At 45.3% G+C, this 18,189-nt stretch carries 14 protein-coding genes, 1 tRNA gene and 1 pseudogene; 15 read left to right on the top strand and 1 reads right to left on the bottom strand.

Annotated elements, in window-relative coordinates; genetic code table 11:
* Positions 1 to 122 precede the first annotated feature (122 nt).
* From RKD52_RS18465 to RKD52_RS18435, 7 genes are all read left to right on the top strand, one after another.
* Positions 123 to 938: a cupin domain-containing protein gene (locus RKD52_RS18465; RefSeq protein WP_454100866.1), complete on the top strand. Its 816-nt coding sequence runs from the start codon at positions 123 to 125 to the stop codon at positions 936 to 938.
* A gap of 342 nt (positions 939 to 1,280) precedes the next feature.
* A complete protein-coding gene (locus RKD52_RS18460; protein ID WP_454101266.1) occupies positions 1,281 to 2,177 on the top strand; it encodes a carbohydrate ABC transporter permease in 897 nt (298 codons plus the stop codon).
* Positions 2,177 to 3,004, top strand: coding sequence for a carbohydrate ABC transporter permease (locus tag RKD52_RS18455; RefSeq protein WP_454100865.1), 828 nt, complete (start codon positions 2,177 to 2,179; stop codon positions 3,002 to 3,004). Before RKD52_RS18460 ends, RKD52_RS18455 begins: the two co-directional genes overlap by 1 nt.
* Positions 3,005 to 3,084: 80 nt before the next feature.
* Entirely contained in the window at positions 3,085 to 4,368 is a 1,284-nt protein-coding gene (locus RKD52_RS18450) for an ABC transporter substrate-binding protein (RefSeq protein WP_454100864.1), read from the top strand.
* A 156-nt stretch (positions 4,369 to 4,524) separates the two neighbouring features.
* Positions 4,525 to 6,333 (top strand): cache domain-containing sensor histidine kinase, encoded by a 1,809-nt coding sequence (locus RKD52_RS18445; protein WP_454100863.1) that lies wholly within the window; start codon positions 4,525 to 4,527, stop codon positions 6,331 to 6,333.
* On the top strand, positions 6,314 to 7,861 hold the full coding sequence (locus RKD52_RS18440; RefSeq protein ID WP_454100862.1) for a response regulator transcription factor: 1,548 nt from the start codon (positions 6,314 to 6,316) through the stop codon (positions 7,859 to 7,861). The genes RKD52_RS18445 and RKD52_RS18440 overlap by 20 nt, the downstream gene beginning before the upstream one ends.
* 121 nt (positions 7,862 to 7,982) lie before the next feature.
* A tRNA-Gly gene (locus RKD52_RS18435) sits at positions 7,983 to 8,056 on the top strand.
* Positions 8,057 to 8,144: 88 nt separating this feature from the next.
* Here the strand turns inward: RKD52_RS18435 and RKD52_RS18430 are convergent.
* The gene (locus tag RKD52_RS18430; protein WP_454101265.1) at positions 8,145 to 8,810 is read right to left on the bottom strand and encodes a B3/B4 domain-containing protein; all 666 of its coding nucleotides are present in this window, start codon (positions 8,808 to 8,810) and stop codon (positions 8,145 to 8,147) included.
* Positions 8,811 to 8,888: 78 nt separating this feature from the next.
* Here RKD52_RS18430 and queG point away from each other — a divergent pair.
* The 8 genes and pseudogenes from queG (at position 8,889) to RKD52_RS18390 (ending at position 17,776) form a co-directional block, all read left to right on the top strand.
* A pseudogene (gene queG, locus RKD52_RS18425) lies at positions 8,889 to 10,023 on the top strand (tRNA epoxyqueuosine(34) reductase QueG).
* A gap of 65 nt (positions 10,024 to 10,088) precedes the next feature.
* Positions 10,089 to 10,985, top strand: a complete 897-nt coding sequence (locus RKD52_RS18420) for an amidase domain-containing protein (protein WP_454100861.1) — start codon at positions 10,089 to 10,091, stop codon at positions 10,983 to 10,985.
* A 46-nt stretch (positions 10,986 to 11,031) separates the two neighbouring features.
* Complete coding sequence (trmL, locus tag RKD52_RS18415; RefSeq protein ID WP_029567193.1) at positions 11,032 to 11,517, top strand: tRNA (uridine(34)/cytosine(34)/5-carboxymethylaminomethyluridine(34)-2'-O)-methyltransferase TrmL; 486 nt, start codon at positions 11,032 to 11,034, stop codon at positions 11,515 to 11,517.
* Positions 11,518 to 11,924: 407 nt separating this feature from the next.
* The gene (locus RKD52_RS18410) at positions 11,925 to 13,820 is read left to right on the top strand and encodes a PrkA family serine protein kinase (RefSeq protein ID WP_454100860.1); all 1,896 of its coding nucleotides are present in this window, start codon (positions 11,925 to 11,927) and stop codon (positions 13,818 to 13,820) included.
* Between the two features lie 119 nt (positions 13,821 to 13,939).
* Positions 13,940 to 14,101 (top strand): hypothetical protein, encoded by a 162-nt coding sequence (locus RKD52_RS18405; RefSeq protein WP_158001677.1) that lies wholly within the window; start codon positions 13,940 to 13,942, stop codon positions 14,099 to 14,101.
* A gap of 344 nt (positions 14,102 to 14,445) precedes the next feature.
* Positions 14,446 to 15,618 carry a sporulation protein YhbH gene (gene yhbH / locus RKD52_RS18400; protein WP_454100859.1) on the top strand — a complete coding sequence of 391 codons (1,173 nt, stop codon included), beginning with the start codon at positions 14,446 to 14,448 and terminating at the stop codon, positions 15,616 to 15,618.
* A gap of 132 nt (positions 15,619 to 15,750) precedes the next feature.
* Positions 15,751 to 16,245 (top strand): fasciclin domain-containing protein, encoded by a 495-nt coding sequence (locus RKD52_RS18395; RefSeq protein WP_454100858.1) that lies wholly within the window; start codon positions 15,751 to 15,753, stop codon positions 16,243 to 16,245.
* A gap of 142 nt (positions 16,246 to 16,387) precedes the next feature.
* Positions 16,388 to 17,776: a M48 family metallopeptidase gene (locus RKD52_RS18390; RefSeq protein WP_454100857.1), complete on the top strand. Its 1,389-nt coding sequence runs from the start codon at positions 16,388 to 16,390 to the stop codon at positions 17,774 to 17,776.
* Positions 17,777 to 18,189 lie beyond the last annotated feature (413 nt).

Below are 18,189 nucleotides of genomic sequence, written 5' to 3'. Positions count from 1 at the left end.
CTTTGAGAATGCTGATCATTCGAATAAAATCTTTCCTCAATAGGAATAAAACATAACCCAAGTACCCACCGCCCACCTCCCTGCATATAATGCTTTCATATGCGCTGAAAGGGTGGAGAAGAATGTATTATTATCCGAATTACTGGTATCCAAATCCTTATTATCCTCAAGTTCATGCACCGATGAACAGCTATTACAGAGAACCGGCCTATTGGAATTATCCAGGCAGCTACCCCTCTGAAATGAGTGAGTACAGACTCCCATTAAAGGATTATGGGCCAGAGCCGTTTGTAATTAATATTAATGAAGCAACGCTGCAGAACAATACTTTCCGGACGGCGTTATGGACCGGAACTCACCTGCAACTTACGCTCATGAGCATTAATCCAGGGGAAGATATTGGTCTTGAGATGCATCCTGATGTTGATCAGTTCCTGCGGGTTGAAGAGGGACAGGGGATTGTTCAGATGGGCAAGAGCAAGGACCAATTGCCTTTCGTGAGAAACGTCTATGATGATTCAGCGATCTTCATACCTGCTGGAACATGGCACAATGTCACCAATACTGGAAAGTCTCCGCTGAAACTTTATTCAATCTATGCTCCTCCAAACCATCCGTTTGGTACGGTTCATGAAACGAAAGCGGCTGCGGAGGCTGCTGAAGAAGGCTACGGTAAAAATGGCGGGAAAACGGTGATTGATGGCAAGACTCCGGACGAATGGGTAAAGCACACGGAATTTTTGGTGAAGGAAGGGCTTGAGGATGTGCAAAGAGGGATCAATGCACTTCACATTCTTCAGGAATTTATTTTGATGGGCGTGCTTGTAGGGAAAGGATACACTCCTGAGAAAGCATATGAAACAGTGGAAGAGTGGGAGCGTACGGGAGAGTCCAAACTTCTGCAGCAGAGCAAAAAATTAGGGGGCCAAAGCGTATAGTGAGTGCTGTACCCCGGAGTATTAGTATCAATTCAGCAATGAGGAAGAACTTGGAGCTCACCAGGTTCTTTTTTTTGTTGAAAATATTTATTACACCAGCTGCCCAAAATGCCTCGTATTCGTGCATTTCTTAAGCATTTATATGATCTTTGAACTGTTATACAAAAACAGGACAAGCCTTTCTCCCCACATCTAGTCAAAATAGTGCACCTTCTTCGTCAATACAGTATCCCCTTTTTAGTAAGCGCTATCATTATAATAAAAGAAAGCGATTACAAACTAAGGGTGGTGAGACGGTTGGAAACGAAAATTCAAACGGGGCCAGTGAGTACGAAGGCTCAGATGCAGACCGTTCCTAAGAAGAAGTTTAAGGTGAAGAGCCTGCTTGTATATGGCGCCTTTGTTGGTCCGGCGCTGCTGTTCTTCCTAGTGATCCAGATACTGCCGTTCATAATGGGGCTTTATTATTCGTTCACTTCATGGAATGGAGTCAGTTCGGCTGTTGAGTGGGTAGGTTTGGAGAACTATCTGAAGATCTTTACGAACGATCCGGCCTTTTTTAATTCTTTCATTTTTACAACGAAGTTTATGTTTGCGGCTGTTATTATCAGTAATGTCATCGGATTTGCTTTTGCACTGATGCTGAATGCAGCGCTTAAGACGAAGAATGTTCTGCGGACTGTCTTTTTCCTTCCGAATGTTATCGGAGGATTATTGCTCGGGTTCATCTGGCAGTTCATTTTTGTAAAGGGTTTTGCTTCTCTCGGAAATTTAACGGGTCTTGAGTTTTTCAAAATGCCTTGGCTCGGCGATGAGACGACAGCGTTTTGGGGAATCGTCATCGTGTTTGCCTGGCAGACGAGCGGCTACATGATGGTCATTTACATTGCAGCCCTTCAGGGAGTGGATACTTCCCTGCTTGAGGCGGCGAAAATGGACGGAGCATCTGCTTGGACGCTATTGACGAAGATTATTGTTCCGCTGATTCTTCCGGCGTTTACGATTTGTCTGTTCCTTACAATCTCAATGGCGTTTAAGATTTTCGATCTGAATATTTCTCTTACAGGCGGCGGGCCGTTCAACTCGACTCAGTCTGTAGCAATCAATATTTATCAGGAAGCCTTCCAGAATAACCGTTACGGTCTTGGTACGGCGAAGTCGATTCTGTTCTTTGTGGTTGTTGCCATCTTTACAACCGTTCAAGTAATGATGACGAAGAAGCGGGAGGTTGAGGCGTAATGGGCAACCGGTATACAGGCAAAACATTTGTCCTTGAGATCATAGCAATCGCGATTGCGCTGATCTTCCTGATTCCGTTTTACTTCGTTCTAGTAAACTCAGTTAAGCCGTTTGCAGCTATCTTAATAGATGCTGCGGCATGGCCGAAGGAATTTATGTTCTCTAACTACGCCAAAGTGTGGGAGGTTATCAACTTCCCGCGGGCTTTCTGGAACTCGCTTATCATCACTGTTTTCAGTAATATTGGGTTAGTGATCATCAGTTCGATGGCTGCGTGGAAAATGGTCCGCACGCCGGGCAGATTCAGCAAAATCCTGTTTGTTCTGTTTGTTGCAGCAATGGTCATTCCGTTCCAGACGGTGATGATTCCGCTGATGAAGCTTGGAGGCATCCTTGGTCTGACAAACAGCATTCCTGGTCTGATTATCATGTATTTCGGATTTGGTGTTCCGCTTTCGCTGTTCCTTTATCACGGGTTTGTGAAAACAGTGCCTGTTGAAATTGAAGAGTCAGCTAAGATTGACGGCTGCAGCGAGTTCGGCGTGTTCTGGAGAATTGTTTTTCCTCTCTTGAAGCCGATCACGGTAACGGTTGTCATTCTGAATACGCTTTGGATCTGGAATGATTATCTGCTTCCACTTCTTGTTCTGCAGGATGCGGAGCTGCGCACGATTCCGCTTGCGGCAAGTTCATTCTTTGCCCAGTACACGAAACAGTGGGATATGGGACTCGCAGCGCTTGTGCTTGGCATTACGCCGGTCGTGATTTTCTTCCTGTTCCTGCAAAAGCATATTATTAAAGGGATCGCATCAGGTTCGATCAAGTAGATATAAAGTTTCTGCATTCGATAGATTAAGAATGCAGGAATTTATATAAAATAAAAAGATTCAAGGAGGTCAATCCATTAATGAAACGCTTTCTGTTATTATGTATGTCATTCGTTTTCGTATTCGGCATTATGGCGGGCTGTTCGTCTAAAGAATCATCTTCAGGCGGAGATTCAGGCAAGGATTCAAAATCAGGCGATGAAGTGGTAACGCTTAACTTCTTCCAGTTTAAAGTGGAAATTGCTGACCAGCTGCAGGCAATGATCAAAGAATATGAAGCTGAGAATCCAAACATTAAGATTAAACTTGAAACGGTAGGCGGCGGTGCCGACTACGGTGCAGCTCTTAAAGCGAAATTTGCTTCAGGCGAAGAGCCGGATATTTTCAACAACGGCGGTTTTAAAGAGCTTGAGCTCTGGAAAGAAAAGCTTGCTGATCTTTCAGGCGAGCCATGGGTTGAGAACGTTCTTCCTATCGGAAAAGTGCCGATGACAGATGCAGACGGCAAGCTTTACGGAATGCCTGTCAACCTTGAAGGATACGGCTTTGTCTACAACAAAGACCTGTTTGAAAAAGCAGGCATCACTGAGCCTCCTAAAACGATCGATGAGCTGAAAGAAGCTGCTAAAAAGCTTGAAGCTAAAAAGATCACTCCATTCTCTGCCGGATACGGCGAGTGGTGGGTAATCGGGCAGCATTTACTGAACATTCCATTTGCACAGCAGGAAGATCCGGAGAAATTTATCGCAGGTCTTTATGACGGTTCAGAGAAATTTACTGATAACGAGCAGTTCAAGCAGTTCAAAGAAGTTCTTGATACAGAGCTTAAATATGCAAACGACAATCCGTTAACAACAGACTACAATACACAGGTTACACTTTTCGCTTCTGGCGAAACAGCTATGCTTCAGCAAGGTAACTGGACAGAGAACATGATCACAGAAATCAATCCTGAGATCAACATGGGCTTCCTTCCAATTCCAATCAGCAATGATGAGAATGCGAACAGCCTTCCAGTCGGCGTACCGAACAACTGGGTACTGAACAAAAATTCAGAGCACCTTGAAGAAGCGAAAGCATTCTTAAACTGGATGGTTTCATCTGAAACAGGCAAACGCTTCATCACAGAAGAGTTCGCATTCATCCCGGCTTTTGATAACATCGAGCCTGCTGGACTTGGCGATCTTGGAACATCAATTCTTGATTACTCTAAAGAAGAGAAAACAATCCCTTGGACTTGGTTCAAATGGCCGGACGGGGCGAATAAAGAATTCGCTGCTGCCATGCAGGAATATGCTGCAGGCAAAATCGACTATGATACAATGCTTGAGCGCTTCCAGACATCATGGGATAACTTGAAGTAATAGACTGATAGAGAAAGCATGCCCTTATGGGTGTGCTTTTTTTCATCCATTTGCAATCCCCCCAAGGTATTTGAAGGAAGATTCCAAAAAGTGCTTTCAAGCCTATTAAACTGGCTATATACTATAGAATAAGCTAGTCCCTGGAGGTCAGACCCCATGCTGAAACGAAGCATCCGCAACAAATTGATTGTTCTTCTGATGATTACGACCATCGTGCCGTTCGGCAGTTCCATTTTAATTACGTATTTATATACAAAAGAATCGCTTGAAGACCAGGTTGTGAAAGAAAGCAGCAATCTGCTGTACCAGGGGAAAATAAACCTTGAAAGCTATTTGAATGAGCTGAACGGTCTTACACTCTCCCTCTACAACAACCCGGATTTTATTAACTACCTCAGAGCGCCCGATGATAAAAATGACTATCAGAATGTCGGTGTTGTGAAAAATATTATGCAGACCATTCTCTATACAGGAGATACGATTAACGAAGTGAAAATTTCTTTTGCCAAAGATGACAGGGTGATTTCTGCTACTAAGCGTTCGACTGTAGTCTTTTCAACGAGTATTGAAGATGAAAAAAGTGAGGCCTTCAACAGTGCTGAGCGCAGCCCCTACAACCTGTATATCGAGCCCATGTACGCAAGCCATGAGGACAGCCCAAGAAGGGGAAGGGACATCGTGATGATGCACAGGGCGCTTACGAATGTGCCCGGAAGCGATGTGCTTGGATACATCACTCTCGGCATTTCGCCTGATACAATCATTGATATGAGCCGGAATCTGTACAACCGGGAATCAGAGGAGTTTTTCCTGCTGTCATCAGAGGGGAAGATGATTTACAGTTCAAACGCCGAGATTCCGGACGGTTCCAATCAAAAGTGGATTGAGAGCGTGATGAATGCAGACACTGCATCAGGCACGTTTGAGTGGGAGGAGGATTCTTTTAACGGAGTGATGATGTACGACAGGCTTTCTGAATCGTCCGGAGGCTGGATCCTGGTCAAGCGGGTGCCGTTTCATATCCTTTATGACAGCGCATACAGTGTCGCTAAAATCAATATTCTTTTTGGTGTGATCGGTTTGTCGCTTGTGGTGCTTGCTGTTCTGTTCGTTTCCTTTAAGATGACGTCCCCGATCAGAATTCTGCTTCAGAATATTGAACAGGTTGAAAAAGGGAACATGAAGATTGCCTCGCAGTCCTTCGGATCAGATGAAATCGGGATTCTCGGCTCCCGTTTTCAGCAGATGATCGAGCGGATCAATCAGCTGATTACGAGGGAGTACAAGCTTGAGCTTGAAAATAAGACAAACCAAATTAAAGTGCTGCAGTCTCAGATTAATCCGCATTTCCTTTATAATGCGCTGCAGTCGATCGGAACGGTTGCCCTTAAAAATAACGTCCCGCAAATCTATTCCCTGATTACCCACCTGTCAAAGATCATGAGATACGGGATGAATATGGAGGAGGATCTTGTTCCTCTGAGGAAAGAGATTACCTACACCAATGCCTTTCTATTCCTGCAAAAAGAGCGGTTTGGCGAGCATTTGCAGGTGCATGTGGAGGTTGATGAGGATGTCCAGGATATTCTTGTGCCGAAAATGATTCTGCAGCCCGTGATTGAAAACTACTTTAAGCATGGCTTTGATATCCGCGAAGGGATTGGAAGCATCGAGCTGAAGTGCTTCAGGGACGATGATGAACTGGTCATGAAAATCAGCGACAACGGCATTGGCGTCACGCCGAAGAGGCTGAATGAAATACATGAGCATTTCCGAGCAGACGCACTGAATAAAAAGGGCCCGGGGACAAATATAGGTCTGAAAAACGTCTATTCACGGCTGAAGCTTTATTATGATCACAAAGCAAAGCTTTTTCTGGAAAATAAAGAGGAAGGCGGCTTCATGGTGACGATGAGGCTTCCGGTCCTGCAGGAGGGTGAGACGGGTGAAAGCGATCATAGTTGATGATGAAAAGCATGTAAGGGAAGGGCTCATGCTGCTTGCTGACTGGAAAAAGCACGGGATTGATCTCATTATGGAAGCGGAAGACGGCGAAGAGGCTGCAGCGCTCATTAAAGAACACAATCCTGAAATCATTTTTACAGATATGAGAATGCCAAGGCGCGACGGAATCAGTCTGTTAAAATGGCTGCATGCCGAGAACACGGCAAGCAAAACCATCGTCGTGAGCGGATATGATGATTTTGAGTACATGAGGCATGCCATCACCTATAAGAGCTTCGATTATATTTTAAAGCCGATCGAGCCTGATGTGCTGAACGAGACGCTTGAGCGGGCTGTTCATGAATGGCGGGAACAGGCGAAATCAAAGTCTGCCCATGATGAGGAGAGCCGTGTCATCAATGAAGTCAGGCCCCTCTATTGGGATCAGCTTTTTTCAGGGCTTTGTCTGAAAAAAGAACTCTCAAAGGATGCTGAAGAAAACATACAGAAAGAATACGGGGTGCTTTTTTCAAGCGTTCAAAAAACGGCCGCTGTTCTCTCGCTGAAGGCATGTGAGGGAGACCGGGAAGCTGCTGCGGCCTCTATATCCGGCCTGTGCAGCGAGCACTTGAAGGACGGGCTCTGCTTTAAAAACGTGAATAAAGAGGATGAACTTGTTCTGCTTCTATGGAAGGAGAAAAATCCGCTTGCTGCGGCGGAAGAATTCATCAGGCTTGTCAAACAGAAGCTTAAGCTGAACGTTCTTGCTGCAGCTGGCAGCACCGGTTTTCAGCTGAATGAAACCTTTGGTGAGGCGGAGGCGGTTCTCCTTACACATGATCTCCGCCTGAAAAAAACGCTTGCCGCACCAAGGGACAAAGGAGACAAACCGCTGCTTCACCTGTTTGACTTTTCAAACGAGCTGAAGTGGGCGGTGCAGTCAGGCAGTATCCCCCAGACAGAAGCGCAGCTTGTAAAAATATTTGCAAAGCTTGAACAGCAGCATCATCTTTCCCTTGAGCAGATCACGCTGTGGGAAAAACAGTTTGAGCTCCTGCGAAGCAACTGGATCAAGGAATATGAAGTCAGCCACAAGGAAGGCTTTTATTCCGGAAAAGCTTACTGGGATTCAGACGGCGCTTTTTCCATGGCGAAATTCAAGGAAGAAAAAACAAAGGAATTTACAGAGCTGATCACGATTCTTTCGACCGTAAAGTATCAAAAAGAAAAAAACAACATGCAGCAAATTGAAGAATATCTTCAGCAGCATTATCAGGAGGATATTACGCTCCAGGAGATTGCAGACAAATTCTATTTAAGCAGGGAATACATCTCCCGAAAATTCAAGCAGGATTACCAGACAACACTGACGGACTACTTGACAGGCATCCGCATGGAAAAGGCAAAATCGCTTCTTGAAAATCCTTATCTGAAAATCTATGAAGTTGCATACGGCGTCGGCTACCAGAACGAAAAGTACTTCAGCAAAGTCTTCAAAAAGTACACAGGCCAGACACCGAACGAATACAGGCAGACGGCAGGCAAGTAAAGGTGTCAGTCCCGCTCCGCTTTAACGCGGTGCGGGACTGACACCAATTTTCGACAAAATTATTCATTTTGTGTTGAAGAATCGTTAAGAATTTGTTAAGATATTTTTATCGCTTCTTCTTGCGGGTGTAGTTTAATGGTAAAACCTCAGCCTTCCAAGCTGATGTCGTGGGTTCGATTCCCATCACCCGCTCCATACATATACAACGCAGTGTTTCGTTTGTCAGAAAAACGGAGCATTGCGTTTTTTCATGTTCAAAAAAATCCCTCCTGAAAAGAGGGATTTACTGTATCACTTTATAATCTCCTGTGCCGCCGTGAATTTGCGTGAACATTTTCGTTAAAGATGATAACATCTCGAGTGCCTGCTCCACGTCCATGCCTGGCCTTAAATAGATCAGATGCAGGGCATTGCGCGTGCTTTCTGTGACTGCCGTCCGCCTGGAGTCAACAAACGGGCTGCCAAACGGTCCGTTTTCATCCGCAGATACAAGTTTGCCGGCCATATTTACTTCCCGTCCGTTGATGGCAAGATAGGAATCATCTGCTGCCCCAACCCTGATTTCAACGGGACCTGACAGTTCATCTGCATCGTAAATGCCAAACGGAATCTGATGCTGCAGCGAAAAGAAGTTATTGAGGTCAACGGCGGAATGAAACGGTTCGAGATACTGCTGCTTTTGGATTCTCCGGTACAGCGCCTCGCTTGAAGGACGGTAGCGCCCCGGATCTGTGCCGAGTTTTTTGAAAATGGCCCGCCACTCTTTAATCGGTTCGAGGTCCTGGACTTTTTTATCTTCCATTTCAAAGAAGATTGATTCCTGGAACAGACGCATTCTGCCTTTCAGCATTTGCGGCGATTCTGATACTTCAATGTTTTTATAGGAGATCACGCCGATTTTAAAACCGGGTACCTCCCGGGTGATTTCGGGACTGATTGAAGTTTCCATCATTTTATCCTCCACATTTTAATGACATTATTTTACCATAGAAGAAGTGACCAATCGAACGGAAAGGAGGGATAGACCATGAATGCAGCCGAATTGAAACAAGATTTAATTGCATACAGCAAAAGCATCGGCATCGATAAAATCGGATTTGCGCAGGCCAACCGTTTTTGAAGAACTGAAGCAGCGTCTTATTGTGCACGAGCAAAAGGGCTATATGTCAGGCTTTGAGGAGCCGGATATTGAAAAAAGAACGAACCCCGATTTGCTTGTGCCCGGAGCAAAATCGATTATATCGATTGCCCTTGCGTATCCTTCAAAGCTGAAGGACGCCCCGAGAAGTACGAAGGAAGACCGACGGGGCATTTTCTGCCGGGCATCATGGGGACAGGATTATCATGATGTGCTGAGAGACAGGCTGAGGAAGCTTGAAGCCTATATCCTTGAGAAGCTGCCGGATGCAGAGCTCAAGTCCATGGTTGATACCGGCGAATTGTCTGATCGTGCGGCCGCCGAGAGAGCGGGAATCGGGTGGAGCGGCAAAAACTGCGCCATTATTACACCCGAATTCGGTTCGTATGTCTACCTTGGAGAAATCATCACGAATATTGCCATCCCTCCTGATACACCGATGGAGGACCGGTGCGGCAGCTGCACAATTTGTGTGGATGCATGCCCGACAGGTGCCCTTGTTCAGGGCGGCCAGCTTGATTCATCCAAGTGCATTGCTTTTTTAACGCAGACAAAAGGGTTTCTTGAAGAAAGATACCGCAAAAAGCTTGGAAACCGACTGTACGGCTGTGATACGTGCCAGACAGTCTGTCCGGAGAATAAAGGCAAGGATTTTCATCTGCACGCCGAAATGGAGCCGGACCCGGAAATTGCAAAGCCGAAGCTGAAACCGCTCCTTACGATGAGCAACCGCGAGTTTAAAGAGAAGTTCGGTCATGTGTCAGGCTCCTGGCGCGGGAAAAAACCGATCCAGCGCAATGCGATCATTGCTCTTGCTCATTTTAAAGATTCAACGGCTGTTCCTGAATTAACGTCCTTGATGCAAAAAGATCCCCGCCCTGTGATCCGGGGAACGGCAGCTTGGGCGCTTGGCGTGATCGGTGAAAAAACCAGTCTTCCTGATCTGGAGAAAGCTCTTCAGCAAGAACAGGACGAAGAGGCGCGAGCGGAAATGGAAAAAGGGCTAGCGCTTCTTCAGCAGTAGAGTTCATACTTCCCTCCCGGTTTTCATAGAGTCTTACTAATGACACTTATGGCGGTGAGGCGTATATGAAAAAGGAACTTGCGGCTGCAGTAAAGAGCAAATTGGAGATGCTGGTCAACAATAGAAGTGCAAGGGATCTTCATCTTATCGAAGACAGTGAAACGCTGCTTAGAAAAAAGCAGATTCTAAAAGACCGGGAAGTGGAGCTTCTTAAAGGCAGAGCGGATGTGCAGGTGCTTCAGGTTGAGAACGTCACAGCCGAAGAAATGCACGTGACGTACAAGTGCCACTTTAAATATTTTCATAACGACCGGAAATCGTTCTATATGGAAGAAAAAACCGAAGACCGGATAGCCATTTTTCAAAATGGCATGATTGTCAGCGATGATAAGATTGAAGTGAACCGCGAAGATGAGACAGATGAAAACAGGGAAGACGAGTCAGATGAGCGGGTTCCGTTCCGGTATGACAGGCTCGCTGCGGTTCAGTATGCAGAGAGATGGTGGAACACGCACAATCCGAAGTATAAAAACTTTGATGTGAACTGCACGAACTATGTCTCTCAATGTCTGCGGGCAGGAGGAGCACCGATGCGCGGCTATCCCGGGCGCTCAGCCGGGTGGTGGATGCAAAACAGCAACTGGAGCTACAGCTGGACCGTTGCCCATTCCCTTACGATGCATCTCGGACATTCGAAAACAGGGCTGCGCGCATCAAGAGTCTACAAACCTGAAGCTCTCATGCCCGGCGATGTGATTTGCTATGACTTTCAGGGCGATGGCAGATTTGACCATACAACGATTGTCGTGGCAAAAGATAAATCAAACATGCCTCTGGTCAACGCCAATACTTACAACAGCAGAATGCGCTACTGGGATTATGAAGATTCCACTGCCTACACGCCAAACATCGCGTACAGATTTTATCATATAGAAGATGATGCAGGCTCAAAGAAACAATAATGAAGTGGTATAATAAAGGCAACAGATTTAGATGAGGTGAAAATAAGTGGCTTTACATGTCGTACTCTACCAGCCGGAGATCCCGGCTAACACAGGAAACATCGCACGCACCTGCGCGGCAACCAACACCGTTCTGCATTTGATCCGTCCGCTTGGATTTTCAACAGACGACAAAATGCTGAAGCGTGCAGGACTTGATTACTGGGAATTCGTCACCGTCGTGTATCACGATTCTCTCGACGAACTATTTGAAGCCTATCCTGAAGGGGATTTCTACTTTATCTCGAAATTCGGCGAACAGCCCCATACAACCTTCGACTACAGCAGCGTGGAAAAAGACACGTTCTTTGTGTTCGGAAAAGAAACAACCGGCCTGCCGAAGGATCTCATTGCAGCCAACATGGAAAAATGCCTGCGCCTGCCAATGACCGGCAACGTGCGCTCCCTTAACTTATCCAACACCGCTGCGATATTGATCTACGAGGCATTGAGACAGCAGAATTATCCTGGCTTACTAAAAAAAACGACCTGAGTGGTCGTTTTTTTTATATTATTTTTTCACGCCTGGCTTATCATTGTACCCTGCAGTAAATATCGAAACTAAAAATGTAATGCATACCCCTAGCACTAATGCTGTTTTCATCGCGGCAATTCCTCCCTTTTATGTAAATGATGACCCTTACATAGATAGTTTCATTATAGCTTATCCCTATAGGCATGTGAATAAAAATGGGGGGATTTTGTGAAATATCTTTACGAAAAGCGGAGCCGACTGGGCAGGCCTGGCAGTCAGATGAAAAATACCTAAATCCTTCTCTGACCTTCGGAGCTGAGCAAGGCGCTTCCGCTTTTCGAAATAAATTATAGAATGTTAAGGGACATCCTCGCATAAAGTGTATTAATCGCGCTCAAGTATCACCAATGATGGAGGAGGTCCTTATGGATATCTTAAAAAAAATTGAAAAGTACAGAGAAGATGAACAGCGACTGAAGTGGGAAGGAACCTTCGTTGAGTATTTAGAGATGCTGAAAGAGAAACCATGGGTTGCACAATCGGCTCATTCACGAGTTTACAATATGATCAAAGATGCCGGTATAGAGGAAGAAAACGGGTCAAAGCGCTATAAGTTCTTTGATCATAAACTGTTTGGGCTTGAAGATTCTCTTGAACGCCTTGTGGAGGAGTACTTCCATCCTGCTGCCAAACGGCTGGATGTCCGCAAGCGGATCCTGCTGCTGATGGGGCCGGTCAGCGGCGGTAAGTCCACGCTTGTGACGATGCTGAAGAGAGGTCTTGAATCGTATTCCCTTACTGACCGCGGTGCTGTTTATGCCATTAAAGGCTGCCCGATGCACGAGGATCCTCTGCATTTAATTCCCCATCATCTGAGAGAAGACTTCTTTGACGAATACGGCATCCGGATCGAAGGGAATCTTTCGCCTTTGAACCTGATGAGGCTTGAGCAGGAGTACGGCGGACGGATTGAAGATGTGATAATTGAGCGGATCTTTTTCTCTGAAGACAAACGGACGGGAATTGGAACGTTCAGCCCATCTGATCCAAAATCCCAGGACATTGCTGATTTAACAGGAAGCATTGACTTTTCGACGATTGCGGAATTCGGGTCAGAGTCTGATCCGCGCGCGTACCGATTTGACGGGGAGCTGAACAAAGCCAACCGCGGAATGATGGAATTCCAGGAGATGCTGAAGTGTGACGAGAAATTCCTCTGGCATCTGCTTTCTCTGACACAGGAAGGCAATTTTAAAGCGGGAAGATTTGCCCTCATTTCCGCTGATGAGCTGATTGTGGCGCACACGAATGAAACGGAGTACCGTTCGTTTATTTCAAACAAGAAGAATGAGGCGCTGCATTCACGGATTATCGTCATGCCAGTGCCATATAACCTGAGGGTCTCTGAAGAAGAGAGAATCTATGAAAAAATGATTATGGAAAGTGATGTTTCAAATGTTCATATTGCACCGCATACGATGCGGGTTGCTGCGATGTTTACCATATTAACAAGATTGAAAGATCCAAAGCGCGGCGATATCGATCTTGTGAAGAAAATGCGCCTGTATGACGGTGAGAATGTGGAAGGCTACAACACAGTCGATGTGGAAGAGCTGCAGAAGGAGCATGTGGATGAAGGGATGAGCGGAATCGATCCGCGGTATGTCATCAACCGGATTTCCTCTACTATTATCCGAAAAGAAATTCCGTCGATTAATGCGCTGGATGTCCTCAGATCGCTGAAAGAGGGGCTGGATCAGCACGCATCGATTTCAAATGAAGACCGAGAGCGGTACTTGAACTTCATCTCTGTTGCGAGAAAAGAGTATGATGATCTTGCGAAAAAAGAAGTGCAAAAAGCGTTCGTCTACTCGTACGAAGAGTCTGCCAAAACATTGATGGATAACTACCTCGACAACGTGGAAGCTTACTGCAACAAAAATAAAATCCGCGATCCGCTGACTGGCGAGGAGATGAATCCGGACGACAAGCTCATGCGCTCAATTGAAGAGCAGATCGGCATTTCCGAAAATGCGAAAAAGGCGTTCCGTGAAGAGATTCTTATCCGGATTTCAGCTTATGCCCGTAAAGGAAAACGATTTGATTACAATTCACATGAACGCCTACGTGAAGCGATCCAGAAAAAGCTGTTTGCCGATCTGAAGGATGTAGTCAAGATTACAACATCTTCGAAAACGCCGGATGAGCAGCAGCTGAAGAAAATCAATGAAGTTGTTAAGAGACTGATTGATGAGCATGGCTACAATTCTACGTCTGCAAATGATCTGCTGCGGTATGTAGGAAGTCTCTTAAACCGATAACGGGAAAAGCCGGGCATGGGAGTCCGGCTTTTCATCTTTAAAAAGAGAAAAGAGGATGCAGCCAATATGTTTCAACTTTTCCTCTGACGGGAAAACTAGAAGCATCGGAGGTGGTTTTCATGACAAAGAAGACTGAGACGGAAACAGAAAACGGCACAATGGTGCGCGACATGAAGGATCTGGTTGAGCACTCCAAAATTATGGAACATATGAAAACAAATAAAGAACTTGAGAAGGAAGGCAAAAGGCCTGATCCGGTTCAGCACAAAGAAGACAAATAGAACTCTCTGACACATTTGTGCCAGAGAGTTTTTTTCTGTCTTTTATCTCGCTCATTCCGATCAGTTTACAAAAATATGCAGGAAGATACAGACGGAATCCCTGAAGCAGACGATCGTTCTGAATAGTGACAAGGTGTATGTAAATAATTATGCATCATGAGACTTGTCTATTTTTAACAGGGTCAAGCCTAATTTTCTAAATTATTTGTCAATTATCTCTTTTTTCAGCATAGGATAGAGTAATCTAAACAACACCGGAAATCGACCCAAAGCTATTGTATGTATATAGGTGCAGTTTGGTGAAGAATCATTCCAAAATAATTTTTGGAGGGGGAGAGTAGAAGATGAGTATAGGAAATGGGCGCAACTTTGTCATTTCGAATGAAGATTGGTCCCTCCACCGCAAAGGCCATGATGATCAGAAACGTCACCAAGAGAAGGTTCAGGAAGCGATTAAGAGCAATTTGCCTGACTTGATTACAGAAGAAAATATCGTGATGTCAAACGGGAAAGATGTTGTGAAAATTCCGATCAGGTCACTGGATGAATATAAAATCAGATACAATTATGATAAAAACAAACATGTCGGCCAGGGGGACGGGGAAAGCAAGGTCGGGGATGTTGTTGCACGCGACGGTTCCCCGCAAAACGCGAACGGTCCGGGCAAAGGCCAGGGAGCAGGAGACCAGGCGGGCGAAGATTACTACGAAGCAGAGGTCAGCATGCTGGAGCTTGAAGAGGCTCTTTTCAGCGAACTTGCGCTGCCTAATTTGAAGAGAAAAGAAATGGACCAGATTATTGTGGAAAATATCGAGTTCAATGATATTCGAAGAACAGGGCTGATGGGGAATATCGATAAGAAACGAACCATGCTTTCTGCGTATAAACGGAATGCGATGTCCGGCGCACCGAAGTTTCATCCGATTTACCCGGAGGATCTGAAGTTTAAAACGTGGAATGAAGTATCAAAGCCCGAATCCCGTGCCGTTGTCATCGCGATGATGGATACAAGCGGCTCGATGGGAATCTGGGAGAAGTATATGGCCAGGAGCTTTTTCTTCTGGATGACAAGATTTCTCCGCTCGAAGTATGAGAAGGTGGACATTGAATTCATCGCCCATCATACAGAGGCGAAGGTTGTTTCAGAGGATGATTTCTTTTCTAAAGGGGAAAGCGGAGGGACCATTTGTTCATCTGCCTACCGGAAAGCACTTGAGATCATTGAAGAGAAGTACCAGCCAAGCCGCTATAATATTTACCCTTTCCACTTTTCAGACGGTGATAATCTGACTTCCGACAACGCCCGCTGCGTAAAGCTTGTGGGTGACCTGATGAAGGTTTCCAATATGTTCGGCTACGGGGAAGTCAATCAGTACAACCGCCACTCTACTCTCATGTCCGCTTATAAAAATATCTCTGATGAACGTTTCCGCCACTATATCCTCAAGCAAAAAGCCGATGTGTTTCACGCGATGAAAGGATTCTTCAGAAAAGAAGAAGAGCAGATGTATGCATAAAAAAGAGGACGAAACCCGTCTTCTTTTTTTGTCCCAATTTTTGTATAAATTCCTCACTGTGAAAAATAATACTCATGGCGGCACTTACAGACGTAAGCTGGCAGATGTATTTATTTAAAAGGAGGAATGGTTATGAAAAAGAAGTGGTTTGGGATCTTGATGATTCTCACGATGGTCCTTTCGTTTTCGACAGGTGCGTTTGCAGCTGAAAAAGGCGGGGAAGACAAGAAAGACATTGTCGATACAGCGGCAGCAGCAGGAGATTTTAAAATACTGGCGGCAGCACTGGAAAAAGCGGGTTTGGTCAGCACCCTGAAGGAAGCAGGACCATACACAGTATTTGCTCCTACAGATCAGGCATTCGAAAAGCTTCTGAAGGACTTGAATATTACAGCGGAGGAGTTATTGAACAGAGAAGATTTAAAAGATATTCTTCTATACCACGTTCTCTCCGGAAAGGTTCTTTCAAGTGATCTGAAAGACGGAATGAAAGCAAAAACACTTTCAGGAAAAGAAGTGACAATTACTCTCGATCCTGTTAAGGTGAACAATTCCACTGTTGTAAAACCGGATATTGAGGCTTCTAACGGAGTTATTCATGTCATTGATACGGTTTTGATTCCATAGGGACAGGCATATAGTCGCCAAAGCATTTCTTCTAATTGGAGAAGTGCTTTTTATTTTGGACTGGCTCCAAAAACATCTTCCCAAATTCTTGAAATCTAGGTAAAATAGGATAGTCCATAACACATAGATAACGGAGGAAGACATGTCAGTCTACGTTCATAGAAAAGAAGAAATTTATTTTATATTGCTGCTTTTAGTTACAATCCCAATGTACTTATTGTTTATTTTCACAGGTGTAGGACTCCTGATTCTGCTTCCTTTTATCCTTATTCCTCTGATTGCCCACTGGATCAATACAGGCATCATTCGAGGGAACGGTGTAAAGGTGACAGAAAAGCAGTTTCCCGAAATCCATGCAAGGGTGAAGGAAATCGCTGAGGTCATGCAGGTGAAAAAGCTGCCGGATGTTTTTATTGTTCAGTCAGATGGTATGCTGAATGCATTTGCCACCCGTTTCTTCGGTAAAAACATGGTGACTCTCTACTCTGGAATAGCCGATTTGCATGTGAATGGTGCACAAAAGGAGCTTGATTTTGTCATTGCGCATGAGCTTGCCCATGTTAAAAGAAATCATGTGATGAAAAATTTCCTTGTGTTATTTGGAAATTGGATTCCGTTTCTCGGAAGTGCATACTCAAGAGCCTGCGAATATACTTGTGATGCGATGGCACATGCATGTACAGAGGATTTGGAAGCTTCAAAGCGCGCACTCACGATTCTTGCCGCAGGACCTGAGCTATACAAACATGTGAATGAAGAAGCCTATCTGGAAGACAGCAGCAGGGAGAAACATTTCTTCGTCTGGTTCAGCGAAAAAATCTCAACGCATCCTGTTCTGCCAAAGAGAATATTCCGTCTTAATCAGGTATTTGGCGGAACGAATCCTGCTGTATCGTTTAAAACGACCGCTCTTTTTAAAGCAGGTATTGCTGGTGCTTTTGCTCTTGTCCTCATTCTTGGAGCCGGCGGGGCAATGCTATTCAGTTTTCTTTCCACAACGAGTCTTTTCAGCGACTTCGTTCTTGACAGCGAGGGGACAACCGAGCTGATGGCAGCTGCTTCTGAAAATGACTATGACCAGGCTCGGGAACTGATTGAGCAGGGAGAGGACGTCAATGTTCAGGATGAGTCCGGCATGACAGCCCTCATGTATGCCGTTTATGCAACCTATGACCTTGAGTTTGAAGAAGAAGCCGAAAGCTATGATGAAATGATTGCCCTGCTTCTTGAAAACGGAGCAGATCCGGACCTGATGTCAGATGAAGGAGACATTGCCACTGTGGATATCATCTCACTTGGAAATCTTGATCTGGCCAACCTGCTTATTGAAAAAGGTGCAGACATCAATCAGGAAGACGGCTACGGACAAACACCGCTGACCACGGCAGTATACCAGGAAGATGCAGACATGGTTGAGCTTCTGATTGGTGCCGGAGCCGATCCTTTTTATGTCACGAGTGAAGACGAATCCGCCCAGTCCATTGCAGAGGATGCCGATTTGACTGAAATTACGGCTCTTTTATATCAATAGACTGTTAGATTCATATAGAAAAATTGGAGTGCAAATCGCAGAGGATTTGTGCTCTTTTTTGTGGGAAATGCGCGGGGAATAATAATTATAAAGAGCAATCGTACCCTGCAAAACCGTAAAACGATCTGGGAGGGTAAGCAAGTGGTTGAATCGTACCCTGCAAAACTGTAAAACGATTTGGAAGGGTAAGCAAGGGCATGAATCGTACCCAGCGAAACTGTAAAACAATCTGGGAGGGTAAGCAAGGGCATGAATCGTACCCTGCGAAACCGTAAAACGATTTGGGAGGGTAAGCAAGTGGTTGAATCGTACCCTGCGAAACTGTAAAACGATCTGAGAGGGTAAGCAAGTGGTTGAATCGTACCCTGCGGAACCATAAAACGATCTGGGAGGGTAAGCAAAAATTTGAATCG

It is taken from the genome of Metabacillus sp. SLBN-84, assembly GCF_053629595.1.
The sequence above is the reverse complement of the archived record's forward strand: the minus strand, read 5'-3'. Positions and strand labels throughout refer to the sequence as shown.

What these genes read in the sequence shown, in the direction of transcription:
- RKD52_RS18465 (WP_454100866.1), top strand. Translation starts at nt 123, where the DNA reads ATGTATTATTATCCGAATTACTGGTATCCAAATCCTTATTATCCTCAA.
- RKD52_RS18460 (WP_454101266.1), top strand. Translation starts at nt 1,281, where the DNA reads ATGCAGACCGTTCCTAAGAAGAAGTTTAAGGTGAAGAGCCTGCTTGTA.
- RKD52_RS18455 (WP_454100865.1), top strand. Translation starts at nt 2,177, where the DNA reads ATGGGCAACCGGTATACAGGCAAAACATTTGTCCTTGAGATCATAGCA.
- RKD52_RS18450 (WP_454100864.1), top strand. Translation starts at nt 3,085, where the DNA reads ATGAAACGCTTTCTGTTATTATGTATGTCATTCGTTTTCGTATTCGGC.
- RKD52_RS18445 (WP_454100863.1), top strand. Translation starts at nt 4,525, where the DNA reads ATGCTGAAACGAAGCATCCGCAACAAATTGATTGTTCTTCTGATGATT.
- RKD52_RS18430 (WP_454101265.1), bottom strand. Translation starts at nt 8,810, where the DNA reads ATGGAAACTTCAATCAGTCCCGAAATCACCCGGGAGGTACCCGGTTTT.
- RKD52_RS18420 (WP_454100861.1), top strand. Translation starts at nt 10,089, where the DNA reads ATGAAAAAGGAACTTGCGGCTGCAGTAAAGAGCAAATTGGAGATGCTG.
- RKD52_RS18410 (WP_454100860.1), top strand. Translation starts at nt 11,925, where the DNA reads ATGGATATCTTAAAAAAAATTGAAAAGTACAGAGAAGATGAACAGCGA.
- RKD52_RS18405 (WP_158001677.1), top strand. Translation starts at nt 13,940, where the DNA reads ATGACAAAGAAGACTGAGACGGAAACAGAAAACGGCACAATGGTGCGC.
- yhbH (WP_454100859.1), top strand. Translation starts at nt 14,446, where the DNA reads ATGAGTATAGGAAATGGGCGCAACTTTGTCATTTCGAATGAAGATTGG.
- RKD52_RS18395 (WP_454100858.1), top strand. Translation starts at nt 15,751, where the DNA reads ATGAAAAAGAAGTGGTTTGGGATCTTGATGATTCTCACGATGGTCCTT.
- RKD52_RS18390 (WP_454100857.1), top strand. Translation starts at nt 16,388, where the DNA reads ATGTCAGTCTACGTTCATAGAAAAGAAGAAATTTATTTTATATTGCTG.